The following is a 24944-nucleotide window of genomic DNA, read 5'->3' as shown; positions in this document are numbered from 1 at the left end:
CGATCGAGCCAGCATGATGTCCTCAACCCTTCGCATCGCGCTCATCGCCACCGCCGTCGTCGCATTCACCGGTTCGGCTCTGGCAGCACCTCGCAAACCCAAGGCCGAAGCGCCGGCGCCGGCCGCCGCAGCCGGCGCCCAGCCGACGCCGCTCGGCCAGTTCGGCGATTGGCAGGCCTTCCAGAACGGCACGGCCAAGGGCAAGTCCTGCTTTGCCATCACCAGCCCGAAGGACCGCAAGCCTGCGCGGCTGAAACGCGATCCGGCCACGCTCTTCATCACCCGCCGCCCTGGCGAAGGTGTGAAGAACGAGCTGAGCATGATCACCGGCTTCGGCATGAAGGATGGCGGCGACGCCACGCTGAAGATCGGCCGCTCCTCCTATACGCTCTACACCAAGGGCAGCAATGCCTGGGTGAAGAACGCCGCCGAGGAAGGCACCGTGGTCAATACCATGCGCAAGAGCCGCGAGGCGGTCTTCACCGGCGCTTCCAAGCGCGGCAACAAGACCACCGACCGCTATTCGCTCGACGGCCTGCCGCAGGCCCTCGACGCCATCACCAAGGGCTGCCCGTAAGATTTGGAGCGCGGACATCCTGTCTGCTCTTGAAGCATAGAACTCGCAAAAAGGGCGCAGCCAGATCAAGCCGCGCCCATTTCTTGTAGGTCTCTATTTCCAAGAGCGGACAGGATGTCCGCGCTCCAAAACTACACCGTCTTGGCAGCGAGCCTGTCGCGGAAGACGAGATAGCCGTAAACCGGCATCACCACGAAAACCATGGCGATCTTGATGGCATAGTCGGCAAAGCCGAGGCTGACCCAGGGCACGTCCGTCCCGACAAAGGCGATCACCCAGAACAGCACGCTGTCGACCGTCGAGGCCAGGATGTTGGAGATGGAGGGCGGCACCCACCAGGCATGCTGGCGGAAGCGGTTGAAGACCTGCGCATCCACCATCTGGCCGGAAATGAAGGCGACACCGCTGGCGATGGCGATGCGCGGGTCCGCCGCCACGAAGGAGACGATCACCGCGATCACGAAGGAGGCCATCACCACCTTGCGCGTCATTTCCACGCCATGGCGCCGATTGCACAGATCCGTGATGAAGAAGGCGACCGGGAAGATGAAGGCGCCCCAGGTCAGGAAATCGGAAGTGCCCGGCACGACATACTGCACGCCCCAGTTGGCGGCTGCCACGATCACGGCGTGGGCGAGCACGTAGCGCCAGCGCAAGCCGGCGAAAGAGTTGAACAGGGGATTGGCGGTCACGGCATACCTACGCGAAGGAGGAGATTTTCTGGGGCGCTGCCATACAGCAAAAACAGCTTCCCGTGTAGCCTCTCCATCGCAATTGTGCTTCCCAGGGCCGGCATGACCGCTTTTTTGCGTTTACGCGGCAGCCTTTCCGCAGGCGGTGCAGAATTTCGCCCTGGGCAGCACCCGGCCACCGCACTGGGCACAAAAGTGCGCATCGGCCGGATTGTCGCCACCGCATTTGCTGCACGCCATGACGCGTTGCGCAACATTCGGTGAAAGTCCATCCTGGGCAGGAGACCGGCCCCATCCGCCCTGATGGCGCCCCTCAGACCCGTGGCCACCGTGATGGCCGCCGGCGCCATGCCTGCCACCCGACAACAATCGATCGAAAAAGTGCCCCATCGTCCTGCTCTCCTCTTCAGGATGAGAAGAAAGCCTAGCTTCTACAGTCGCTAGAGGAGCAAATGACATATCGGTAAGGTACAGCCGGACCGGTCCGCGAGCCGTCTTGGCCGCGACGCGCCCTATGTCCGGGCCTGGCCCGTTTCCAGGAAGCGCTCCACCCCGGTCAGTCCGGTGTAATGCACCTCGAGGGGCAGCCCCAGCCGCTCGGCGGCGGCCTTCGCCTTGCGCTCGAGCACCGGGTCGGGGAATTGCACCAGGAACATCACCCGCTTGTAATGGCCGAAATACATCGGCAGCAATTGCGGATGGACATCGAGCTTCAGGCCCTTGATCACGAAGCGGTCGAAATGCCGGACCAGGAAGTCGGTGAGGTAGAAGGTGCCGATCTCCTCCTCCTGCATGCGGTCGAAAACGTCCGCGCCGGCGAAAAAGGAATAGCAATGCGGTCCGTCGATGCGCTCGACGCCCTCCTCGGCGAGGACTGCGTCGAGCAGGCCGCCGGTGCCGCAATCGCCGTATAGCACCAGGATCTCGTCATATTTGGCGCGATTGGCGCGGATCTTGCGCCTGATGCCGTCCGGAATCTTCTGGGGGTAGTTGTGCCAGATCGCCGGCAGGCAGGTGACCTCCATATGGTCCCAGCCATTGGCCGTCTTCACCGCCAGAAATTCACGCGCCAGCGCCCCGCAGGCGATCACCAGCGTCGAGCGGGGCCCATCTGTTTGTTTCGAAGGACTGGTCATCGCCCACTCCCCGAGATCGGCCGCCGCTCCAAGGGCGGAACGGCATCGACCGCTCCGCACAGGTCTGCGACCGAGCTTAGCCCGCCATGCCCTGGCGCTTGCCGATCAGCGACTTGGCCATCTCCACCGCAATGGCGGCATCGCGGCAATAGGCATCGGCGCCCACGGCTTCCGAGAAGGCTTCGTTCAGCGGCGCGCCGCCGACCAGCACGATATAGTCGGAGCGGATGCCCTTCTCCTTCATCGTGTCGATCACAACCTTCATATAGGGCATGGTGGTGGTGAGCAAAGCCGACATGCCGAGAATCTCGGGCTGGTGCTTCTCCAGCGCCTCGAGATAGTTCTCGACCGGGTTGTTGATGCCGAGGTCGATCACCTCGAAGCCGGCGCCTTCCATCATCATGGTGACGAGGTTCTTGCCGATGTCGTGAATGTCGCCCTTGACGGTGCCGATCACCATCTTGCCGACCTTGGGGGCACCGGTCTCAGCCAACAACGGGCGCAGCACGTTCATGCCGGCCTTCATCGAATTGGCGGACATCAGCACTTCCGGCACGAACAGAATACCGTCGCGGAAGTCGACGCCGACGATGCGCATGCCCTCGACCAGCGCCTTGGTCAGCACGTCATAGGGCGTCCAGCCGCGCTTGAGCAGGATATTGACGCCCTCGACGATCTCGTCGGCCAGGCCGTCATAGAGGTCGTCGTGCATCTGCTCGACGAGCTCGTCATCGGGGAGTGAGTTGAGATCGAGATCGCCGTCGGACATGACTTGCTGTTCCTGCACTGGGTGAAGCACGGATTACTATAGAACGCTTCTTAATGCGAGGTAGCCTGACAGGGGCGCCTTGCGCTGTCGCACCGGGGACATCGTATATTCAATCTGCGACAACGGCTCAAAAGAGCGATGGCTGCCAGGCAGCTGAAACCCGATTGGGTGGCCGATCTTATCCGCAATCGGGTTCCCGCAGATCGAGCCCGCTATTGGCCCGGCCCGCTCGTCCGAGCTTGTGGTCCGGCACCTTTCGCAAGGGCGCTCATTTGCCCCACAGCCTGCCGCTCGCGAGCCTTTGCGATTCCCGCCGAGTCCGGCTATCCGCAGATCGCTTCGGCAAAACGTTGGCGCCTGACGTCGGTATTGGCTTGCGTGAACGCTGCATGAAATAGTAGGCCTACCTAACGGAATGTCGTGGCGCCGGCCTTTGGCGTGACTTCGATACTGATGGCTGTTCGGAAAAGGTTGTGATGCCCGGTTTATCTCGTCGTGTCTTTGTTCTCGGTGCTCCGTTGCTGCTCGCCGGCTGCGCCTCCTCGCGTGCCACCATCGGCTCCCTGTTCGATAGATCGAGCGACAGCGGCTTCAACTATCGCGAGATCTATGCCGGCGGCACGGAGAACGGCCATGACTATCCGCCCATCAATCTGAAGGCGATCGATCCCAAATATTTGCGGCGCGTCGTGGTCGCCCCCGCCGGTGAGGCGCCCGGCAGCATCATCGTCGATCCCGACAATCGTTTTCTCTACCATGTCCATGACGACGGCACCGCCACGCGCTATGGCGTCGGTGTCGGCCGCGAAGGTTTTGGCTGGAGCGGCAAGGCCACCATTCGGCGCAAGGCGGAATGGCCGCGCTGGACGCCGCCGCCGAAGATGGTCAAGCGCGACCCGCTGGCCGCCAAATTTGCAGGCGGCATGGAGGGCGGTGTCGAAAACCCGCTCGGTGCCCGCGCCATGTATCTCTATCAGGGCGACCGCGACACCCTCTATCGCCTGCATGGCACCAACGATCCGACCTCGATCGGCAAGTCGATGTCGTCGGGCTGCATCCGCCTGCTCAACCAGGACATCATGGCCCTCTATCACAACACCCCGGTGGGCGTGCGGGTGGTGGTGCGGCCTTCCCACGGCGGTACCGAGGCGAGCTGACAGGGGCCGCTGCTGCCATCGTCCTCAGGGCAAAGTGCGATTGCCTCGAACCGCACTTTGCTGATCGAACAGTCGATTGCCTTTTCCGGAGCGCGCTTTAGCCCGGCTTGCGCAGTCCGCTCGACACCGCCCCGATCAGCGCAAGGCCTGCGCCGATCCAGGCGATCATTTCCGTCTGTCCCTGCGCAACCAGGCTGAAGATGACGGCCGCGACGGCGGCGCCCATCGACTGGCCGAGCAGCCGGCCGGTCGATTGCAGACCGCTCGCCCCGCCGCTGCGCTCGCGCGGCGCGCTGGTGATGATGATGCGGTTGTTGGGCGACTGGAACAGGCCGAAGCCGAAGCCGCACAAAGCAAGCCGCCAGGCGATGTCGAAGCTGTCGGGCCGCTCGCCCATGCTGGCGACCGCCGCCAGCCCCGCGGCCAGCAGGCAGAGCCCGGCAATGCCGAGTTTCTCGGGCGAGATCCGATCGGACAGCCGGCCCGAGATGGGCGCTATCAGCGCGGTCATCAGCGGCCAAGGCGTCATCAGGAATCCCGTCGCCGCCTCGGAATGGCCGAGCGTGCGCTGCAGGAAAAAAGGCAGCGCCACATAGGCCATGCTCTGCGACGCGAAGGAGCAGATCGAGGTCGCCATCGACAGCGAGAAGACCGGCCGCCGCAGGAGGTCGACCGGCAGCATGGGCACCGGCAGTTTCACCGAGCGCCGCACCAAGACGAGGGCCGCCACCGCGGCCCCGCCGATCATGGCAAGGGCCACAGGCATGGTTGCGGTATCGCCGAGGCCATCCAAGCCGGCGATCAGCAGGCCGAAGGCAAAAGCATTGAGGACGGCACTGATCCAGTCGAAGCGATGGCCGGATGCCGGCGTTTGCGGCAAGGCCCGGGCTGCGACGAAGAGGGCGATGAGGCCGATGGGGACGTTGACCAGGAACAGCCATTGCCAGTTCGCCACGGTCAGGATGGCCGAGGCCACGCTGGGCCCGGCCGCCGAGGACACCGCCACCACCAGCGCCGTGTAGCCGACGCCCGAACCCAGGGAGGCCTTGGGAAAGATATAGCGCACCAGGGCGATGTTGACGCTCATGATGCCGGCCCCGCCAAGCCCCTGCACCGCCCGCGCCAGCGCCAGCACCGGCAGGGACGAGGCCTGGGCACAGGCAAAGGAGGCCGCGGTGAACACGGCCAGCCCCGCCCAGTAGACGCGCTTGTAGCCGATGATGTCGCCGAGCGAGGACAGAGGCAGCAGCGAGATGGTGACCGCGAGCTGATAGGCGGTAACCACCCAGATCGATTCCGCGGGGGAGACCGCGAGTTCGCCCGCAATCGAAGGCAAGGCGACATTGACGATGGCACTGTCGAGCACTGCCATGGTCAGCGCCATGGCGATGGTCAGGAAGGCCAGGAAGCGTTGGGGAATGGGCAAGCCATCCATGGCGGCGGCGTTCATCAAATACTCACAACCGACAAGGGCCGACGGTAGCAGCCTCTAAAGACAATGAATTGAAAAAATTACCTGAAACGACAAACAGGGCGCCGCAACGGCACCCTGCTTCTACGCTTCCTGGATCGCCGGGGAAGTGCCAGCTTTATCCTAGCATTAAAACCAACAGGATCCGTGATCCTGCAAGGTTTCCTGGATAAGGGTGGCCTTCACCCGGCTGACCGTCAGCCCTGTCCGCCGACGATGTCGCGGGCAGCCTTTTCGATGATGGCGCGGACCCGCTCGGCCTCGGCCTGCGTCCAGGGACCGCGATGCATCTGCAGAGCGTGCCGGAACGTGTGCAGGGCCTCGCGCACCATCTCCGGCGTGGAACGGGCGGAGAAGGCGCTGGCAGCAAGATCCATGCGGGCCATGACGCCATCGACCGCGTCGCGGTTCTCGGCAAGGAAGGCCTCGCCTTCGGGGGTAATGGTGTAGAGCTTCTTGGTGCCCTCCGACGCCTCGCTGCGGATATGGTCCTGCTCTTCCAGGAGGGTCAGCGTCGGATAGACCGCGCCGGGGCTCGGCGCATAGGCGCCGCCGAACTTTTCCTCGATGGCACGGATCAGCTCATAGCCATGGCGCGGCTTCTCGGCGATCAACGCCAGGATGACCAGGCGCAGGTCGCCATGGCCGAAGACCCGGCCACGGCCACCAAAGCCCCTGCCGAAGAAATCGCCCGGACCATCGCCTTCGAAACCGCCGCGCCCCCAGCGCCCGCCGCGACCCGGTGCACATTCCTGCTGCCCCTCGCGGCCCCAGCCACGAAAACCGCCGCGGCCCCAGAACTCGCCGCGTCCGCGGCCCTCATGATGTCGTCCAAACATACGATATACCTTTCGTTCTATCTTTAAGATGGATCTTAAGATATATCGAAAGATAGATTACGCAAGAGCCTTTCTCAAATTTCTGCTGCCACGGCGGACATGATGGAAGACACAGGTGAGACAAGGGCCATTGTGGCGCATGGGCAGCGTGTTCTGGCTCGCAACGCTGCGATGATTGACAGCGAAGGCCCCCTGCAGCACTCTTTCGGCGCTGCGTAGGGCGCACCGGCGGACCGCCGGAAGGGCAATGCCCGCCTACAATCGAAAACACGATTGCGCCCATGCCGAACCTCGAAAACCTCAGGAAGCAGGCCAAGCAATATCTGCGTTGGCATCGCGAGCACTATCACCCGGTCGCCGCCGAGATCAGGGCTGCCTTGCCGCGGTTCCACGGCCTCGACGATCATCAGATATTGGAGGCGAATTTCCAGCTTGCCGACGCTCTGGAGCTCGTCGCCCGCCAATCAGGCTTCATGGGATGGGAGGCGCTCAAGACGGGAGCTTCGACCATGACGGATATCTCCGCACCGACCCTGCCGGAACCCTTTTTGAGCTCGGCCGCGGCTCAGCTCTTCGTCACCGACATCAAGACCTCCTGCGACTTCTTCACCACCAGGCTCGGCTTCAGCATCGACTTCGTCTATGGCAATCCGCCCTTCTACGGGCAGGTCAGCCGCGACAGGGCCCTGCTGGCCCTCAGATTGGTGTGCGAGCCGGTCTATGTCGGCGATGTCAGGCAGCGCGAACATCTGCTCTCTGCCGCCATCACGGTCGACAGCGCCGCCGAGATCAAGCAGCTTTTCCTGAATTTCCAAGCAACAGACGTGGTCTTCCACCAGCCGCTCAGGAAAGAGCCCTGGGGCGCCAGGACCTTCATCGTCCTGGATCCCGACGGCAACCTGATCCTGTTCGCCGGCCCGGCTGGGTAAAACGCAGCGCTTGGCCGGAACTGCCCGGGGCGGCACGGTCGAGCATGGACACTCAATTGGCCGCGATCTCGCGCAGCAATTTTGACTTGATCGATCTCAGTACATTGGCCCTGTCGTCCACTTTCAGGAGAAAGGCCCCCGGGCCACCGATGACGTGATCGCGGTAATAGATATCCGCCGGCACCTCGCCGAGCCGGCGGGGGTCGACCCAGGTCGGCATAGGCAGGCCGTTGATGGTAATGCCCCGCAAAATTGCGAGGTCGCGAGCACGGTCAGGCGCCTCGCCCCTGTTGTTCTCGCCATTGCCCGAAATATCGATCACCCGACGCAGGGCAGCGAAATCATTCTCCTCGATCATCCTTGTCCCGAACCGGATCACGCCGGTGATATAGGTGGTGCCAGCCGAGCGCTTCACCGAGCCGGCCATGATGCGGGATGCAAAGCGCTCGGCATCCGCCCTGTTCCGGAGCAAGGTCCATGGCACCACGACGCGCTGCCCGTCCGACCATTCGACATAGCTGACTGCAATCTGGCCCAAGGGCCCGGTGGAGAGGGCCGCAACGACCTCGGGATCGCGAAAGGCCTGCGCATAGCCATCGGTCTGAACGGCCAGATTCTCGTCTGACATCGAAAAGGAAATGTCCGCAGCAAGAACCAGCTCGAGATCGACGGCGAGTTGTCCCGCAGACGAGGGCGGTGCCCACGGCATCGTCGCTGCGACCAGGAAAAGCAGCAAGTTCCGCATGAGGGCCCCTCTTTGGGGTCAGCCGCCACGTGAGACACCGCACTCAAGTCAAAAAGTTCGAGAAAGCGTCCTGACTATGCGTCTCTACCCCTTCGGTCACAAACCTCTTTTTTGGGCGAGGCCCTCGAGCCTTGATACAGCATGGCCTGCAACACTTCGGCCCCGCCCCCCCCCCCGAGATAGGGCGAGCAGGCTGCCCGGGTACTGAGGCGCCGTTGAGAAACGACGCTCCGTCGTCCCCGGCAAGGCTGGAGAAGACGGAGCGCTCATTCTCGAACGATCCCCATGGCGTTTTACTTTAGACGGCGGCGATGGCCTTCCTCTCTCGCAGCCTGGCAACGATGCGCTCGCGCTCCTCGACATAGCTCGAGGCGGAAGCCCTCGCCACCTCGATCGCGCCGGCCGGTGCCGTTGCCGGAGACCCGGCATCGAAGGGCGGCGCCGGGGCATATTCAAGCTTGAGTTGCACGGCCTCGGCCTCCTCGCGGCCTCGCAACCGGGCGATGATATCGAGTGCGAAGTCGATACCCGCCGTGACGCCACCGCCGCTAACCAGCCGGCCATCAGCGACAATGCGCTCGGCCACCGGCACCGCGCCGAGCGGTTCGAGCAGATGATGCGAGCCCCAATGCGTCGTCGCCCGTTTTCCTTCCAAAAGCCCCGCTGCCCCCAGCACGAGCGAGCCCGTGCAAACGGAGGTGACAAAGCGGGCGCTCCAGGCCTGGCGGCGCAGGAAGTCGAGGACGACCTCGTCCTCCATCAGCGGATTGACGCCAGCCCCGCCCGGCACGCACAGCACATCGAGAACCGGGCAGTCCTGCAGTGTCGTCGTGGGCTGGACAGGCCAGCCCGAGGTCGCCATCACAGGATCGAGATCCTTCCAGATCAGGTGCTGCACGACGCCCGGCATGGCGGCAAAGGCATCGAAAGGCCCGGCCAGGTCGAGCAGTTGCACCTTGGGAAAAACCAGAAAGCCGATCTGCAGGATCATGTGGGTGCTCCGTTCCAAATCTTCAGGTTGACAGGGCCACTCTAGCGCGGCAGCTTCTGGCGCAAATGTCGTTTGACCCACACTTTACGCCAAACCCAATCGACGGGCGGTGGACCGGCAGGCCACCCCGCGCCGTCGACCTGCTGGCTTTCCCGGGCTTTCAACTCCTCGACATCGCCGGCCCCATGCAGGTGTTCGCCTCCGCCAATCGCCTCCTGGAGGATGACGGGCTGCCTCCGGCCTATCGCCTGCGCATCGTCGCCCGGCAGGCCCAGGTCGCGGCTTGGGCCGGACTGACCCTGCAAGCCGAGCCCCTGCCGGATGCGGGCGACACCTGTGATACGCTGGTTATCGCCGGCGGGCGTGCCGTGCATCAGGCCGCCGAGGATGCCGTGCTCGTTGCCTGGGTCGCGGCCAGGGCGACGACCGCGCGAAGGGTTGCGGCGGTCTGCACAGGTGCGTTCCTTGCCGGTGCCGCCGGCCTGCTCGACGGCAGGCGCGCCGTGACCCATTGGGATTCCTGCGCCCTGCTGGCCGAGCGCTTCCCGGCAGCGCAGGTGGAAGCCGATCCGATCTTCATCGAGGACGGCAATCTATGGACCTCGGCCGGCGTGACCGCCGGCATCGACCTCACTCTCGCTTTGGTCGAACACGACCTTGGCCGCGCCATGGCGCTGGCGGTGGCGCGCGAGCTGGTGGTCTTCCTCAAGCGTCCGGGCGGACAGTCGCAATACAGCGCTGCCCTGGCGCTCCAGCATGGCGCCTCCCGCTTCGAAACCCTGCATGGCTGGATGCGGGAAAACCTTGCAGCCGACCTGTCGGTCCCTGCCCTTGCTGCGCGGGCCGGCATGAGCGAACGCAGCTTTCAGCGCCGCTACCGGGAGGCGACCGGCATGCCGCCGGCCCGCGCCGTCGAAAGGCTGCGTGTCGAACAGGCGCGTACGCTGCTCGCCGACACCGTCCAACCCCTCAAGCAGATCGCCGCTCGCTGCGGCTTCGGCTGCGAGGAGACCATGCGGCGTGGCTTCGCCCGGCATCTGGCGACAACTCCGCAATCCTATCGCGAACGATTTTCTGGCAGGCGATGATATTGGCGGAGCGTTTCATGCTGCCCCGATCTGGAAAGCGTGATTGACAGAACCTGCCGTCCCGTTAATCTGACAATTGCGAGGTACGTAACTCATTCGCCCGGGCAGATGGCGAAGAGAACGTTGGCGGGAAACGGAAACCAGGAACCGGATTTGTCCGAAAGGGAAGCGAACGGGGCTGCCGCGCAGAACCAGACCGTGCCGGTGCTGGCCGCCAGTGGCCTGTCCAAGAGCTTCGGCACCATCGAGGTGCTGAGCAACATCGCGCTCGACCTCAAGCCAGGCGAAGTTCACGCCATCATCGGCGAAAACGGCGCCGGCAAGTCCACTTTGATGAAGATCCTGGCCGGCCATCTCCAGCCGAGCAAGGGCAGCCTGGCCATTGACGGCGAGCCGGTGCATTTTACCGGCCCCGTCGACGCCGAGCATCGCGGCATTGTGCTGGTCCATCAGGAGATCCTGCTCGCCCCCCATCTCACCGTGGCACAGAACATCTTCCTCGGCCGCGAAATCCGCCGTGGTCCCATGGTCGACGACCGGGCCATGAACCGGGAGGCCGCTCGGGCAGTCCGCGAACTCGGGGCAGAGATTGCGCCGACCCGGGTGGTCGAGCGCCTCTCCATCGCCCAGCGCCAATTGGTCCAGATCGCACGCGCCCTGGCAGTGCCGCACCGCGTGGTGATCTTCGACGAACCCACGGCCTCCCTCACCCCGGTGGAGACGGACGCGCTCCTCAAGGTGATCGGCGCCATCCGCGCCAAGGGCACGGCGGTGCTCTACATCTCGCATCGCCTCAACGAGGTGAAGGCCATCGCCGACCGCGTCACCGTGCTGCGCGACGGCAAATGGATCGCCACCAGGCCCGCCGCCGAACTCCAGCCCATCGACATGGCGCAGCTGATGGTGGGGCGCGACATGGCCAATCTCTACCCGGCCAAGGCTTCGGCGGAGGCGAACGCAGCAGCAGCCGAAGAGCCGCTGCTCGCCGTCGAGCATTTCAACGTGCCCGGCTTTGCCACCGATGTCAGTTTCGGCCTCGAGGCCGGCGAGATCCTCGGCTTTGCCGGCCTGGTCGGGGCAGGACGAACCGAATTGTTCGAGGGCCTGCTGGGCCTGCGCTCCGGCAGCGGCAGCCTCAGGCTCGACGGCCGGCCGGTGCATTTTCGCGAACCCCGCCAGGCCATGGAAGCCGGCATCGTCTATCTTTCGGAGGATCGCAAGGGCAAGGGCTTGTTGCTGGCGCAGGATCTGCGCACCAATCTCACCTTGGCCGCGCTGGATCACTTCACCTCGGGGCCCTTCATCGACAAGGCGCGCGAATGGAGCGCCCTCAACCAGGCCTTCCAGGATTTCGACATCAGGGCCCGTTCCAAGACCCTGCTCGCCGGCCAGCTTTCCGGCGGCAACCAGCAGAAATTGCTGCTCGCCAAGATGATGCTGCTGGAGCCGAGGATCGTCATCATCGACGAACCCACCCGCGGCATCGACATCGGCACCAAGGAGCAGATCTACCGTTTCATTGCGGCGCTGGCCGCCCGGGGAAAAGGCGTGATCGTGATCTCCTCTGAAATGCAGGAGCTGATCGGCGTATGCCATCGCATCCTGGTGATGCGGGGTGGGCAGATCGCCGGAGAAGTCAGCGGCGAGGCGATGACGGAGGCCGAAATCGTGGTGCACGCCACCGGCGTTTCCAGGCAAGAAGCGAGAGCACAGGTATGAGCGAGCAACTCGCCCCGACCAAGACCACAAGCCGGTTCCAGGATTTCGACCTGCGCGCTGTCGCGCCCTTCGCGGCGCTCGCCGTGCTGATGGTCCTGGGCTACTTCGTCAACGCCCGCTTCATCGACCTCGACAATATCACCAACGTCCTGGCCCGCAGCGCCTTCATCGCCACCATCGCCGTCGGTGCCACTTTCGTGATCACCGCCGGCGGCCTCGACCTCTCGGTCGGCTCGATGGCGGCGCTGGTCTCGGGCGTGATGATCCTCTTCCTCAACAAGGCCATGATCGGCGATGGCTATATGCTGCTCGCCATTGGCATGGTCCTGGCCCTGCTGCTCGGCGCCCTGTGCGGCGCCGCCAACGGCCTGGGCGTCACCGCGGGGCGGCTCGAACCCTTCATCGTCACACTCGGCACCATGGCGATCTTCCGCTCGCTCCTGATCTGGCTGGCCGATGGCGGCTCGATCGCCATGAAGTCGATGGAGCTCAGGGCCGACTATCGCCCGGTCTATTTCGGCACCATTCTCGGCCTGCCCTTCCCGGTGTGGGTGATCATCGCAGTGGCCGTCATCGGTGCCTTCCTGCTCTACCGCACCACGTTCGGACGGCATGTCATGGCCGTCGGTTCCAACGAGGATGTCGCGCGCTATTCCGGCATCTCGGTCGGGCGCGTGCGCATGCTCACCTACATCATCCAGGGCCTGTGCGTCGCAATCGCCGTGCTGGTCTATGTGCCCAGGCTCGGCTCCACCACCTCCACCACCGGCCTTGGCTGGGAATTGCAGGCGATCACCGCGGTGGTGGTCGGCGGCACGGCACTGCGCGGCGGCGTCGGGCGCATCTGGGGCACCATCTGCGGCGCGCTGATCCTGGAAGTGATCTCCAACATCATGGTGCTGTCGAACTTCGTCTCCGAATATCTGGTCGGTGCCGTGCAGGGCGCCATCATCATCATCGCCATGCTGGTGCAGCGCTCGCTCGCCCGGAGGAGCTGAGCCCGCCGGTCCATATGCAGCGGGCGGGACGAACCCGCCCCCGACAGAATGAAAAGCGCTAGGGAGGATATCATGCGCAAAATGCTGACCGGCCTGATGGCGGCCGGTCTCTTCGCACTCGCCGGGGCAGCGGCACACGCTGCCGACAGCAAGACCATCGCCGTCTCGATCCCGGCCGCCGACCATGGCTGGACGGGCGGCGTGGTCTATCACGCCCAGCAGGAGGCCAAGGCGCTCGAAGCGCGCTATCCCGGCCTCAAGGTCATCGTGAAGACCTCGCCGGATGGCGCCGCGCAGGCCAACGCCCTGGAGGACCTGACCACGCAGGGCATCAACGCCCTCGTGGTGCTGCCGCATAATTCCGACGAGCTGACCGACCCGATCCGCCAGGTCAAAGGCAAGAACGTCTTCATCACCGTGGTCGACCGCGCTTTGCGCGATCCGATCCAGGATCTCTACGTCGCCGGCAACAATCCGGGTCTGGGCACCGTCTCGGCCGCCTATGTCAAGGAAAAGCTCGGCGGCAAGGGCGACGTCGTGGTGATCCGCGGCCTGCCCATCGTCATCGACGAGCAGCGCGTCAATGCCTTCAACGAGGGCCTCAAGGGCTCCGAGGTCAAGGTGATCGACAGCCAGTTCGGCAATTGGAGCCGCGACGACGCCTTCAAGGTGATGCAGGACTTCCTGACCAAGCACCCCAAGATCGACGCGGTCTGGTGCCAGGATGACGACATGGCAGTGGGCGTGCTGGAGGCGATCAAGCAGGCCGGCCGCAGCGACATCAAATTCGTGCTCGGCGGCGCCGGCATGAAGGACATGGTCAAGAAGGTCATGGACGGCGACGCCACCATTCCGGCCGACGTGCTCTATCCGCCGGCCATGGTGGCCGTGGCGATGGATCTCACCGCCGCCGGCCTCTACGACAAGCTGCCCGTGCGCGGTTCCTATATTCTCGATGCCACGTTGGTGACCAAGGACAACGCCAAGGATTTCTATTACCCCGACTCGCCATTCTGAGCGGAAGCGACGAGGCGAAAGCCGCCCTTCACGATGAAGGGCGGCTTTTTTACCTCAGATATTAGGTATTATAATACCAAATAAAGCAATACCTATTTGGAGCTACAGTCATACCTCTCCGACACGATCTAATACTTCAGTATCATCATGGCGGCGGCAGCCTGCTACCCAATTTCGCCCCACAAGCGTCACATTCCAGACGCAATTCATCTATGACAAAATCCACCTGCATCCCACAGGAACAGCAGAAAACGAAAGCATAAATAGGCCTAAGCTGCCTTAAGTGAGTTCGTAATGCACCAAATTATGTAAGTATATTTTAAATTACTGATTGTACAAAATATAATACAACCCAAGTAGTTGAAATAAATCGATTTATCTTTAATAATTCAACATTGCGATTTACTGTATTTTGGCATATTTTTCTATCGACATTCAGCTTCCGGTCGATCGAGAAAGCACCCAAGGCTCCCTTCCCCGGAGTTCCGGCCGAATGTTCGAGTTTTCCAGGTGGAGGTCGACATGTCTGAGCACTATCGGAAGGACTGGCGCAAGGTTGCAATGTTCGCTGGACTGGCGACTACTTTGCTTCTTGTCGCTCCGCAGGCCGCTCTGAGCGGTAGCGTAGGCAATGCTGTTGGTGGCGTCGGCAACGCCGTAGGCGGTGCCGTGGGCGCGGTCGGTGGTGCCGTTGGCGGTGCGAATGTCGGCGTCAGCGCCAAAGTGGGCCCGGTCAGCGCCAACAGCAACACCAGCCTCAACAGCGGCGGATTGAACTCCAACACGACGGCCTCGGTCGGCAACGCCGCCACGGCCAATGTCAGTGCATCGGCGACACCCAGCACCGGCGTCAAGGCCAATGTCGGCGTCAACTCCTCGCTCGCCGATGCGGATGTGAGCGCCTCGCTCAACAACAACACAGGCGTGAACGTCGGCGTGGGCGTCAATGTCCCCGGTTCCGACACCGGAACGCCCGGCACACCCGGCAGTCCAGGAACTCCTGGTACCCCGGGCGTTCCCGGCACGGGCGTGAATATAGGCAATGTCTCCAGCCAGCTCGCTTCGATGAGCAGCGCCCAGCGCATTGCCCTCAAGAAACGCTGCAAGTTGATCCTCGGGGCCAGCGACGACTATGACGCGCAGCTCATCAAGCTGTGCCAGATCCTGGCCAAGCTCTGAATCCGTTCCACGAAGGGAACCGGACTGCGCAGAACGACAAGGGGCTGGCCTTCAAGGCCAGCCCCTTTTCCTTGGAGGAGGCGGGGAGCGCCGGAGAAACCGGCGTTTCAGTCCGATCGCCCCGCAATTGCAACAAGCCCCTCAGAACGATCCGGCAAAGTTGCCGCCATCCATCAGGATGTTCTGGCGGGTGATGTAGCCGGCCTGCGCACCGGCGAGAAAGGCACAGACCAAACCGAGTTCGTCCGGATCGCCGAAACGTCCGGAAGCCTCGCCGTCCTGCCATTCCGCCAGGACGGCTTCGGGCGATTGCCCCGGCTTGGCCGAGGCAGCCGCATTGTCCCGCAGCCTATCGGTGCCGAAGGAACCCGGCAGGATATTGTTGATCGTCACATTATGGCGGGCAATGTCGCGGGCGAGGCCGGCGACGAAGCCGGTCAAGCCGGTACGGGCACCATTCGACAGGCCGAGATAGGAGATCGGCGCCTTCACCGTCACGGAGGTGATGTTGATGATGCGCCCGAAGCGGCGAGCGATCATGCCGTCGAGCGTCGCCTTGATCAGTTCGATCGGCGCCAGCATGTTGGCATCGAGCGCGGCCAGCCATTGCTCGCGGCCGAACTGGCGGAAATCCCCCGGTGGCGGGCCGCCGGCATTGTTGACCAGGATGTCGGGCTGCGGGCAGGCTTCCAGTAGCTTGCGCCGTCCCTCCTCGCTGGCGACGTCCGCTACCACCGGCGTGACCGTTGCCCTCGTCGTGGCGCGGATCTCGGCCGCAGTGCGTTCCAGCGTGGCGGGCGTGACACCGTTGATCACCACATTCACGCCTTCACGCGCCAGAGCCAGCGCGCAAGCCCTGCCGAGCCCTCGGCTGGAGGCACAGACGATGGCGGATTTTCCTTCGATACCGAGCTTCATGGTCCTGGGCCTCTTCATGCGGGTCGAGAGCAGGCTTTTCGCAGGGCTGCAGACCGCCGGCAAGCCCGTGTGATGCGGCAGACGCGCGAGGTCGCAATTACCGCCCCGCGGGATTGGCATGGCACCGTGGCAGCGCCTATAGCTGAGCCTTCAACCCGCAGGCAGTTCCGGAGAAACAGACAATGGCCTCGGATCCGGCCGAAAGTGACAATCTGCCCCGTCCGGTCGCCGCCGTGCTCGCCGTGGTGCTGCGCGGCGAGGAATTCCTGCTGGTTCGCCGAGCCAATCCCCCCGACCAGGGCCTGTGGGGCTTTCCGGGCGGCAAGATCGAGCCCGGCGAAGGCGTTCTGCAGGCGGCCCTGCGCGAGCTCCAGGAGGAAACCGGCGTCACGGCCCACGCCGTGAAGGCCTTCGCGGCCCTCGATTCCATCGATGCCCGTCCAATCGATGAAGGCGGTCACCATTATGTGCTGGTCGGCGTGCTCTGCCGCTGGCAATCCGGCGAGGCCGTCGCCGCCGACGATGCCCTGGAAGCAGCCTGGTTCGATCTGCCCACCCTTCTGGTGAATCGGGCCCGTGCCAGCATCGACGTCGATACGCTCGCCCGGGAGGCCCTGGCCTTGGCGCGCACCTTGCCATGACAGCCTCCAGGCGCGGGCGTCGCGATCGCATCGTGGCCCGCCTATCGCCGGCCTTGCCGACCGGGAGAACCCGTCTATCCTTGGCGGCGGTCCGACCGCCGGCCATGATCGGCATGGATAGAGGCCTCGCCTATCGGTAAGATCATGAGCATGCCGCGCCTCTCTCTCAGGTCCCAAGCCGATTCGAAGCGGCCGTCACGAGCTTTGCGCGATGAGCCGGGACCGTGGGTTGCGGCGGCCCTGTCCATATTTGCCGAGGAAACATCATCATGAAGATTGCGGTGATGGGTGCCGGCGCCGTCGGCTGCTTCTTCGGCGCCCTGCTCGCCCAGGCCGGCCATGACGTCACCCTGATCGGGCGCCCGGCCTTGGTCGAGGCCGTCAGGGATGGAGGATTGCTGCTCGAGCACAATGGCGAACGCTGGCACGTCGCCGTTTTCGCCGATACCAGACCAGAGGCCGTCGCCGGGGCCGAACTGGTGCTGTTCTGCGTGAAATCCTTCGACACCGAGGCGGCAGCCGCCGCCATCGCTCCCCATATTGGCGCCGATTGCTCGGTCTGGAGCCTGCAGAACGGCATCGACAATGCCGACAGGCTCGCCCATATCCTCGACAGGCCGGCCGTGCCCGTCGCCGTCTATGCCGCGCTCGAAGCGCCCGCCGCCGGCTATGTCCGCCACAAGGGCGGCGGCAAGATGGTAATCGGCCTCTCGCCCCGAAGCGAGGAATTCGCGGGCCTGTTCGCGGCCGCCGGCATTGCGGCTCGTGTCACGCCGGATGTCGTCGGCACGCTGTGGACCAAGCTGGCGGTCAATTGCGCGCTCAATGCCCTCTCGGCGCTCGCCGCCCTGCCCTATGGCCGGCTGGTCGGCCGCGAGGGCGTGGATGTGCTGTTGAAGGGGATCCTGGCCGAGTGCCGTGTCGTAGCCGAGGCCTACGGCGTCACCTTGCCTCCGACGCTGGAGGACACCGTGTTTGGGCTCGGCACCAGCATGGCGGAGCAATATTCCTCCACCGCCCAGGACCTCGCCAGGGGCCGGCGCACGGAAATCGACGATCTGAACGGCGCCATCCTGCGCCGGGCCACCGCACGTGGCCTCGAGGCGCCGCTGAACCAGGCGCTGTGGACACTGGTCAAGCTGCGCGAAGCCGGTCCGCCGTCATCCTCGACCTGAGTGCCCGGCCCTATTCGACCGGCGGCGCATATTGGACGCCGCCCAGGCTCCACAGCTGGTTGAGGCCACGCGGTATGCCGAGCTTGGTGGCGTCACCAAGATTGCGTTCGAACACCTCGCCGTAATTGCCGACCTGTCCTACCACATTGGCCGCCCAATCATTGGCCAGCCCGAGCCCGGAGCCCAGCTTGCCCTCCGTGCCGAGCAGGCGCCTGATCGCCGGCCGCGTCGAGTCCTTGGCCTGATCGAGCGTCGCCTTGGAGACACCCAGCTCCTCGGCGTCGACCATGGCGAAATGCACCCATTGCACCAGATTGCGCCATTTCGGATCGTCCAGGCGCACGGCCGGGCCGAGCGGCTCCTTGGAGATGACATCGGGCAGGATCAGGTGCTCGCCGGCATCGGCGAGGTCCAGGCGTTGGGCATAGAGCTGGGAGACGTCGGAGGTGAGAACCAGGCAATCCTTTTTCTTGTAGCGCTCCAGCGCCTCGGCCGCCGATCCGACCAGCACCGCTTCGAACTTCATGGAATTGGCCTCGAAATAATCGGCCAAATTGTGCTGGGTGGTGGTGTCCTTGAGCACGCAGACCTTGCTGCCGCCAAGTTCCAGGGCCGAATTCACCTTGGCGCTGCGCGGCACCATGAAACCCTGGCCATCGAAATAGGTGATGGCGGCAAAGCTCAGCCCATAGTCGAGCTCGCGCGACAAGGTCCAGGTCGAGTTGCGCGAGAGGATGTCGATCTTGCCCGAGCGCAGGGCTTCGAAACGGCCGCTCGCCGACAGCGGCACGAACGCCACCTTGGCGGCATCCCCGAGGACGGCGGCCGAGACGGCGCGGCAGAAATCGACGTCGAAGCCCGCCCATTCGCCGGAGGCCGATCTGCTGGCAAAGCCCACCAGCCCCTCATTGACCCCGCACAGGAGCTGGCCGCGCGCCTTGACAGCCTCCAAGGTCTGCGCCTGCGGGCCGCTCGCCAACCCGAGTTGCAGCGGCAGGACCGCCACGATCCCCACAATGATCCGATGCATGGCTATCCCCCCGTGCCTTGCTCGATGATGGACAAACGAAAGCGCCTCGCCGAAAGGGCGAGGCGGGCTGATCTCGACTAGAGCTTGGGTGCCTGGCGCACCACCACGCGGGTGCCGACGGGAACGCGGTCATAGAGATTGATCACGTCCGGATTGACCAGGCGGATACAGCCCGAGGACACGGCATAGCCGATGGTCTCGGGCTGGTTGGTGCCGTGGATGCGGTAGCTGGTGCTGCCGAGATAGAGGGCGCGGGCCCCCATCGGATTGCCGGGGCCGCCCGCCATGAAGCGTGGCAGATAGGGCTGGCGCTTGATCATCTCCGGCGGCGGCCGCCAATCGGGCCATTCCTGCTTGCGCGAGATCTTCAACAGGCCAGACCATTGGAAACCCTCGCGCCCGACACCGATGCCGTAGCGCATGGCGGTCTTGTTGTCCTGGATGAGATAGAGGAAGCGTTCCTCGGTCTGGATCACGATGGTGCCGGGCGGCTCGTTGGAGCGATAATAGACCGGCTGCGGCCGGTATTCGGGCAGGAGCTGCTCCTCGGCGGCATCCGGCACGAAGCCGGGCTTTTCCAGATCCTTGCTGGGATCGAGAGGGCGCGGCTGGGCCAAAGCCTGCGGCATCGAGCCTGCCAGTCCCAGGGCAAGTGCGATGCAGCCGACACCGAGCCGGGTGATCCAGGAGCGCCTCGTCATGGCAAGCTCTCCTCTCATGCCGTGGCGCAGCGCACGAACATCATCGTGCCGTAGCGCTTGGCAACGCCGGGATCCACCCAACGCGTCACCAGCACGCCCTTGTCATAGGACAGGATCTGGCGGTCCGCCCGCTCCCCGGGCTTGCCCTGCGGCCCGATATAGACCCCGCCATCGGAGGCGGTCTTGAGATAGACTTCCTGCGGCGTCGCCTGGTCGGCCAGATGCATGGTCACCCCGCCCTGGGCACCCTTGCCGATCACATAGGGATTGGAGCAGGCTGCCTTGGCGGCGACCTCGGTACGAACCTTGTCGGTTTCTTCGCGATAGGAGGCCAGGCCCCATTTGCCGACGAGTTCTTCGGAGGTCACCGCAACCGTCGGTGTCGCCACCACCGGCGTCGGTGCCGAGGAGGCGCCGCAGCCAGCCAGCAAGGCGGCGCAGCCGAGGAGAATGCTCGCCTGCACGAACCGTCCTTGTCGCGGCATCCCCGCGAGAGTCTTCTCAAACAGATCCGCGCCCATGTATCCCTCCCCACCGGAACACAAAACGACCCACCCCGGGACAGCGGCCAAGCAATAATGGACGCCACATCAGTAGGTGGTTCGGTTAAATCAGGGACAGCACCCGTCTTTGCCGGCTATGAACAGTCAGCTTACCAAAGACCGAGCATGAATGATCACGAGTGCCAAGCTGCAACATTGGCAATGGCGGGCGCAAGTGTTTTCTGGCCATAACCTGCACTCTGACCGCAAGGAAAACCCCGCCTCGTCGGCGGGGTTAGGTCGCTCGGGGATCTCTGGCGGCCGGTCTCTTCCGGAGTCGTGATCAGCCGCGGATGTAGAATTGGACACCTGGTGTGAATTCGCCGTGACGCGCTGCCCGACCTTTGCCAAGCCCTGCGCCTTCCGCGATCGAATGATCAGAACTTGTAGTTCGCGCCCAGACGAACGGTATGGAAAACCGTGCGCAGCCTGGTGTGGATGGTGTAATCCGTCGGCTCGCCACCATTGATTTCGGTCGCGCTGATTTTCGACCGGCCAAGATCGATATATTGATATTCGAGCTTGGCGGTCCAATGCTCGTTGAAAGCGTATTCCGCGCCGCCGCCAACCGCGAAACCGACTCTGGTCTCGCTGGTACGAGGGTGAGCGAGGAAATCGCCATTGGCATAGTTCTGGGTGTATTTGACCCCGCCGACAGCCAGACCGCCGGTCGCATAAATCAGGATGTTGTCAAAGGCGTAGCCGATTCGCGGACGAACCGTGCCGAACCAGTTGACCTGGCTCTTCGTGCTCAGGAAGTAACCCGTGGCGGTGCCGATGCGTCCGGCCTTGTCGCTGATGCCGCCGCCCTGGATATCGCCTTCCAGGCCGAGAACAAAATTGCCCGCCTGCCGATTATAGCCAGCCTGGACGCCGCCGAAGCCCCCCTTGGGTGAAAGGCTGCCATACCCGTCCACGAGGGGGCCAGTGGCCGGAAACAGCTCCGACATCGTTACGTCGTGGCTGGATCCGAAGGCATAGCCACCATTGATACCGGCGTAGAAGCCCGTCCAGTCATAAGCAGTTGCGGGAACGACAGGCTCGACTGCGGCAGGCGCCAGATCGGCAGCCGAAGCACCGGCCGTGGCAAGCAAGAACGCGGCTATCGAAATCCGTAACTTCATGTCCGCAAACCCAGATCTTGCCGAGTGACGAACTTTTCTACCACGCCATCCCTCGCGAGTATGTGCTTTTACAGCAACAGTTTTTACATATTCACTCGGCTAAACGTACGATTTTTACCGTGCTAAATTTGCAACGCAATTCGATTTATTCAAATATGATTTGAAGCAAATCTTCCAATCTCTTCAGTCGCGCGCGCCAGACCGTTCAAATCACCATGTTTCCGTCGCTGGCGAGCATCGGATCCTTGACCTTGTGCGAGCCCCGCCTTTGGAAACCTCAAGCCGCCCGAATGCCCGTCCGAGAGCACCGCATATGCTCGGGGCTTGAAGGGCGTTTCGTCAATGTGGCCGGCAGATCCTGTGTGATGCGCCAGAAGCGGCAGAACACCAAGCCAGCGAGGGCTGCGGAAACGCAAAAGGCACCGCGCTTGCGATGCCCTGGGTCTTTTCGTCGTTCGAAGAAGCGATGGTGGGCGCGACAGGGATTGAACCTGTGACCCCTACGATGTCAACGTAGTGCTCTCCCGCTGAGCTACGCGCCCATCGCTTGCGGAGGCCGGCCTGATAGCAGGTTGAATCAGGCCACGCAAGCCATTCTCCCGCTATTTTTGAGGAAAGTTCAGGCGGCCTTCAAAAGCTTGTCGACTTCGTTGACCAGATCCTTGAGATGGAAGGGCTTGGACAGCACCTTGGCGTCGCGCGGCGCCTGCGAATCCGGATTGAGCGCCACGGCCGCAAAACCGGTGATGAACATCACCTTGATGTCGGGATCGAGCTCGGTGGCCCGGCGGGCCAGCTCGATGCCGTCCATTTCCGGCATGACGATATCGGTGAGCAGCAATTCGAACGGCTCTTCCCGCAGCCGGTGATAGGCCGATAGGCCGTTGTCATAGGACATCACCTCATGTCCGGCATTCTGCAGGGCGCGCACCAGAAAGCGGCGCATATCATTGTCGTCTTCGGCAAGGAGAATCTTGTTCATGATGGCGTCCCGAATCCCCGGCAGGGCCGGAGCTTGTTCGAACTCTATAAACCGTCGTCAGGGTAAACGCCCCGTTTACATCGCAATAGAGTTAATCCCGAATTCGTGATGCTGCTAGAGCCTGTCATCAGGTATGGTTCGACTTCACCGCCCCCGGCCGCACCCGTCAAATCGCCTCCCTAACTGATGACAGACCCTGGGGTTGCTTCTGTTCGCGATGGAGAAAATCATGCGGTGGGACTTGTGATGCTTGCCTGCGCATGATTTTGTCGAGATATGTCGGTATCGCCTGGCTTGCCCGCGTCCCCTCGGGGACGTGTCGCGAAGGTGAAAGCAACCGCCGCTGGAGTCCGTGGACGGCATGGAAATCGAGCTCAGCCCTCCCTTCGACGTGGTCGAGCCGGCTGCCTATTCGGCGCCCCTTCTGTTCAACTCGCCTCATTCCGGCCGGGTCTATCCGCGCTCCTTCCTGGAGGCTTCCCGCCTCGATCCGCTTTCGCTGCGCCGTTCCGAGGATGCCTTCGTCGACCTCCTGCTCGCCGATGTCGCCGCCACCGGCTCGGCGGTGATGAGCGCGCGCTTTCCGCGCGCCTTTCTCGACGTCAACCGCGAGCCCTACGAGCTCGACCCCCGCATGTTCGACGGCCGGCTGCCGAACTATGCCAATACACGCTCCCTGCGGGTGGCCGGCGGCCTGGGCACGCTGGCGCGGGTGGTCAGCGAGAATCAGGAAATCTATGCCCACCGCCTGCCGGTTGATGAGGCGCTGCGCCGGATCGAGGAGCTCTACAAGCCCTATCATCGCACGCTGCGCCGTCTCCTCGGCCAGATCCACCGCGAATTCGGCGTGGCCCTGCTGGTCGACTGCCATTCCATGCCGTCCTGCGGCCTGGCACGCGAGGACAGGCCTCGGGCCGACATCGTGCTGGGCGACCGCTACGGCACGAGCTGCTCGCATCTGATCATGGATTGCGCCGATGAGGCGCTGCGCAATCTCGGCTATTCGGTCGCACGCAACAAACCCTATGCTGGCGGCTACATCACCGAGCACTATGGCAATCCCGGCGCTGGCTTCCATGTCATCCAGATCGAGATCAATCGCTCGATCTATATGAACGAGCAGACCTTCTCCCTGCTGCCGGCCTTCGATCGCCTGAAGCAGGACCTCACCGTGCTGCGCGACACGCTCGCTGGCCTGCCCTTCCACTATCTCGATGCATTCCATCTGGCCGCCGAGTGAACCAGCCCGTTCTGCCCGCCCCTGAAGCCAATTGGGTTTTCGGTTACGGATCCCTGATGTGGAATCCCGGTTTTGCCTATGAGGAACGGCAGAACGCGTTGATTCGCGGCCTGCACCGGGCCTTGTGCATCTGGTCGCATGTTCATCGCGGCACACCCGAAAAGCCCGGCCTGGTGCTCGGCCTCGACCGGGGCGGTTCCTGCCGGGGCGTTGCCTTCCGCGTTGCCTCCGAAAATTGGGATACGACGGTGGATTATCTGCGTCGTCGCGAGCAGGCCACCAGCGTCTATATCGAGATTTTGCACGAGGCCCGGCTCGAGGACGGGCGCCATGTCCGGGCACTGGCCTACCGGGCCGACCGGGCGCATCATCAATATTGCGGCAAGCTGCCAGATCGCCAGCTTCTGGAGGTGGTGCGCGGCGGCGTCGGACTTTCAGGCGCCAATCCCGACTACGTGCTGGCCACCCACGACCACCTCGACGAACTCGGCATCCCCGACCGTACGCTGGCCTGGCTCTCGCACCAGTTGCGGGGATGATGCGGCGGCATGGGAGGCCGGCCGGTGGACCTACCCCCTTCACAAGACCGACACGTTAATCCTACATTGTGTTGGACGAACAGCCGAATCGGCCTTTTCGGCTGGACTGATGGTGACGGGAGCGCTTCGTGACAGCGCATGTTTCGCCTGCTGTGTTTCATCCGCCGGTCTCGCCCGAGGCGTGCCCCGCCCTCGTGCTGAACGCCGATTACCGGCCGCTGTCCTATTATCCGCTGTCGCTATGGTCCTGGCAGGATACGGTGAAGGCGGTCTTCCTCGACAGGGTCAACATCATCTCCGAATATGACAAGGTGGTGCGAAGTCCCACCTTCGAGTTCCGATTACCCTCGGTGGTGTGTCTCAAGACCTACGTCAAACCCAGCCGGAACCCAGCCTTCACCCGCTTCAACGTCTTCCTGCGCGACTGTTTCACCTGCCAATATTGCGGCACGCGCTCGGATCTGACCTTCGACCACGTCATCCCCCGTTCCCGGGGCGGACAGACCACCTGGGAAAACGTCGTCGCCGCCTGCTCGCCCTGCAATCTGAAAAAGGGCGGCGCCATGCCCGCCGAGGCCGGCATGCATCCCAACCAGAAGCCCTACGCCCCTTCCCTCAGCGACCTGCACCAGAACGGCCGGCATTTCCCGCCGAACTATCTGCATGAAAGCTGGCTCGACTATCTCTATTGGGATACCGAACTGGAGCCTTGATCGGCTTCATCCACCGGGGCATGCTTTACGCG

Annotated in this window: 26 protein-coding genes and 1 tRNA gene; 13 read left to right on the top strand and 14 right to left on the bottom strand. The window is 63.5% G+C overall.

What is annotated here, in order from left to right; genetic code table 11:
* Nucleotides 1–13: 13 nt before the first annotated feature.
* Nucleotides 14–577, top strand: a complete 564-nt coding sequence (locus QM672_RS25135) for an invasion associated locus B family protein (protein ID WP_311934329.1) — start codon at nt 14–16, stop codon at nt 575–577.
* Between the two features lie 131 nt (nt 578–708).
* Here QM672_RS25135 and QM672_RS25130 read toward each other — a convergent pair whose 3' ends face one another.
* From QM672_RS25130 to QM672_RS25120, 3 genes are all read right to left on the bottom strand, one after another.
* Nucleotides 709–1269, bottom strand: coding sequence for a queuosine precursor transporter (locus tag QM672_RS25130; RefSeq protein WP_367625901.1), 561 nt, complete (start codon nt 1267–1269; stop codon nt 709–711).
* Nucleotides 1270–1781: 512 nt separating this feature from the next.
* The gene (locus QM672_RS25125) at nt 1782–2405 is read right to left on the bottom strand and encodes a DUF1638 domain-containing protein (RefSeq protein ID WP_311934331.1); all 624 of its coding nucleotides are present in this window, start codon (nt 2403–2405) and stop codon (nt 1782–1784) included.
* 76 nt (nt 2406–2481) lie between these two features.
* On the bottom strand, nt 2482–3174 hold the full coding sequence (locus QM672_RS25120; protein WP_311934332.1) for a corrinoid protein: 693 nt from the start codon (nt 3172–3174) through the stop codon (nt 2482–2484).
* A gap of 476 nt (nt 3175–3650) precedes the next feature.
* Here QM672_RS25120 and QM672_RS25115 point away from each other — a divergent pair, with 476 nt between their 5' ends.
* Nucleotides 3651–4331 (top strand): L,D-transpeptidase, encoded by a 681-nt coding sequence (locus tag QM672_RS25115; RefSeq protein WP_311934333.1) that lies wholly within the window; start codon nt 3651–3653, stop codon nt 4329–4331.
* A gap of 97 nt (nt 4332–4428) precedes the next feature.
* Here the strand turns inward: QM672_RS25115 and QM672_RS25110 are convergent, their stop codons facing one another.
* Entirely contained in the window at nt 4429–5781 is a 1353-nt protein-coding gene (locus QM672_RS25110) for an MFS transporter (protein ID WP_415085879.1), read from the bottom strand.
* Nucleotides 5782–5999: 218 nt separating this feature from the next.
* Nucleotides 6000–6641, bottom strand: coding sequence for a PadR family transcriptional regulator (locus tag QM672_RS25105; RefSeq protein ID WP_311934335.1), 642 nt, complete (start codon nt 6639–6641; stop codon nt 6000–6002).
* A 281-nt stretch (nt 6642–6922) separates the two neighbouring features.
* On the opposite strand from QM672_RS25105, the gene QM672_RS25100 reads away from it, so the two are divergent.
* Nucleotides 6923–7570 carry a VOC family protein gene (locus QM672_RS25100; RefSeq protein ID WP_415085876.1) on the top strand — a complete coding sequence of 216 codons (648 nt, stop codon included), beginning with the start codon at nt 6923–6925 and terminating at the stop codon, nt 7568–7570.
* Between the two features lie 52 nt (nt 7571–7622).
* Here the strand turns inward: QM672_RS25100 and QM672_RS25095 are convergent, their stop codons facing one another.
* The gene (locus QM672_RS25095) at nt 7623–8315 is read right to left on the bottom strand and encodes a DUF1194 domain-containing protein (protein WP_415085874.1); all 693 of its coding nucleotides are present in this window, start codon (nt 8313–8315) and stop codon (nt 7623–7625) included.
* Between the two features lie 298 nt (nt 8316–8613).
* Nucleotides 8614–9306 (bottom strand): DJ-1/PfpI family protein, encoded by a 693-nt coding sequence (locus QM672_RS25090; RefSeq protein WP_415085872.1) that lies wholly within the window; start codon nt 9304–9306, stop codon nt 8614–8616.
* Between the two features lie 65 nt (nt 9307–9371).
* Here QM672_RS25090 and QM672_RS25085 point away from each other — a divergent pair, with 65 nt between their 5' ends.
* The 5 genes from QM672_RS25085 to QM672_RS25065 all read left to right on the top strand — a co-directional run bounded on the left by QM672_RS25085 (nt 9372) and on the right by QM672_RS25065 (nt 15307).
* On the top strand, nt 9372–10394 hold the full coding sequence (locus QM672_RS25085; protein WP_415085870.1) for a GlxA family transcriptional regulator: 1023 nt from the start codon (nt 9372–9374) through the stop codon (nt 10392–10394).
* A gap of 198 nt (nt 10395–10592) precedes the next feature.
* The gene (locus QM672_RS25080) at nt 10593–12113 is read left to right on the top strand and encodes a sugar ABC transporter ATP-binding protein (RefSeq protein WP_367625986.1); all 1521 of its coding nucleotides are present in this window, start codon (nt 10593–10595) and stop codon (nt 12111–12113) included.
* Complete coding sequence (locus tag QM672_RS25075) at nt 12110–13111, top strand: ABC transporter permease (protein ID WP_311934339.1); 1002 nt, start codon at nt 12110–12112, stop codon at nt 13109–13111. Before QM672_RS25080 ends, QM672_RS25075 begins: the two co-directional genes overlap by 4 nt.
* Before the next feature lie 72 nt (nt 13112–13183).
* Nucleotides 13184–14128, top strand: coding sequence for an ABC transporter substrate-binding protein (locus tag QM672_RS25070; protein WP_311934340.1), 945 nt, complete (start codon nt 13184–13186; stop codon nt 14126–14128).
* 522 nt (nt 14129–14650) lie between these two features.
* Nucleotides 14651–15307, top strand: coding sequence for a hypothetical protein (locus tag QM672_RS25065; RefSeq protein ID WP_311934342.1), 657 nt, complete (start codon nt 14651–14653; stop codon nt 15305–15307).
* A gap of 141 nt (nt 15308–15448) precedes the next feature.
* Here QM672_RS25065 and QM672_RS25060 read toward each other — a convergent pair whose 3' ends face one another.
* Complete coding sequence (locus QM672_RS25060) at nt 15449–16225, bottom strand: SDR family oxidoreductase (protein ID WP_415085867.1); 777 nt, start codon at nt 16223–16225, stop codon at nt 15449–15451.
* A 182-nt stretch (nt 16226–16407) separates the two neighbouring features.
* Between QM672_RS25060 and QM672_RS25055 the strand changes: the two genes are divergently transcribed.
* Nucleotides 16408–16866: an NUDIX hydrolase gene (locus QM672_RS25055; RefSeq protein ID WP_311934343.1), complete on the top strand. Its 459-nt coding sequence runs from the start codon at nt 16408–16410 to the stop codon at nt 16864–16866.
* Nucleotides 16867–17135: 269 nt separating this feature from the next.
* A complete protein-coding gene (locus tag QM672_RS25050; RefSeq protein WP_415085864.1) occupies nt 17136–18041 on the top strand; it encodes a ketopantoate reductase family protein in 906 nt (301 codons plus the stop codon).
* A 10-nt stretch (nt 18042–18051) separates the two neighbouring features.
* On the opposite strand, the gene QM672_RS25045 is transcribed toward QM672_RS25050, so the two are convergent.
* The 6 genes from QM672_RS25045 to cpdR form a co-directional block, all read right to left on the bottom strand.
* Nucleotides 18052–19071, bottom strand: a complete 1020-nt coding sequence (locus tag QM672_RS25045) for an amino acid ABC transporter substrate-binding protein (protein WP_415085862.1) — start codon at nt 19069–19071, stop codon at nt 18052–18054.
* A 77-nt stretch (nt 19072–19148) separates the two neighbouring features.
* Entirely contained in the window at nt 19149–19772 is a 624-nt protein-coding gene (locus QM672_RS25040) for a L,D-transpeptidase (RefSeq protein ID WP_376717638.1), read from the bottom strand.
* 14 nt (nt 19773–19786) lie between these two features.
* Nucleotides 19787–20293, bottom strand: a complete 507-nt coding sequence (locus QM672_RS25035) for a hypothetical protein (RefSeq protein ID WP_415085859.1) — start codon at nt 20291–20293, stop codon at nt 19787–19789.
* A gap of 398 nt (nt 20294–20691) precedes the next feature.
* Nucleotides 20692–21408 (bottom strand): outer membrane protein, encoded by a 717-nt coding sequence (locus QM672_RS25030; RefSeq protein WP_415085857.1) that lies wholly within the window; start codon nt 21406–21408, stop codon nt 20692–20694.
* Between the two features lie 497 nt (nt 21409–21905).
* A tRNA-Val gene (locus QM672_RS25025) sits at nt 21906–21980 on the bottom strand.
* 77 nt (nt 21981–22057) lie between these two features.
* Nucleotides 22058–22423 carry a cell cycle two-component system response regulator CpdR gene (cpdR, locus tag QM672_RS25020; protein WP_105864233.1) on the bottom strand — a complete coding sequence of 122 codons (366 nt, stop codon included), beginning with the start codon at nt 22421–22423 and terminating at the stop codon, nt 22058–22060.
* A 358-nt stretch (nt 22424–22781) separates the two neighbouring features.
* Here cpdR and QM672_RS25015 point away from each other — a divergent pair, with 358 nt between their 5' ends.
* The 3 genes from QM672_RS25015 (at nt 22782) to QM672_RS25005 (ending at nt 24912) form a co-directional block, all read left to right on the top strand.
* A complete protein-coding gene (locus QM672_RS25015; protein ID WP_311934349.1) occupies nt 22782–23660 on the top strand; it encodes an N-formylglutamate amidohydrolase in 879 nt (292 codons plus the stop codon).
* 11 nt (nt 23661–23671) lie between these two features.
* A complete protein-coding gene (locus tag QM672_RS25010; protein ID WP_311934362.1) occupies nt 23672–24199 on the top strand; it encodes a gamma-glutamylcyclotransferase in 528 nt (175 codons plus the stop codon).
* A 152-nt stretch (nt 24200–24351) separates the two neighbouring features.
* Nucleotides 24352–24912: an HNH endonuclease gene (locus QM672_RS25005; protein WP_068290559.1), complete on the top strand. Its 561-nt coding sequence runs from the start codon at nt 24352–24354 to the stop codon at nt 24910–24912.
* The last annotated feature ends 32 nt before the right edge of the window (nt 24913–24944 follow it).

The sequence above is a fragment of the Labrys sp. (in: a-proteobacteria) genome (assembly GCF_047605565.1).
Classification (GTDB): domain Bacteria; phylum Pseudomonadota; class Alphaproteobacteria; order Rhizobiales; family Labraceae; genus Labrys; species Labrys neptuniae.
This window is presented reverse-complemented; position numbering and strand designations above follow the sequence as displayed.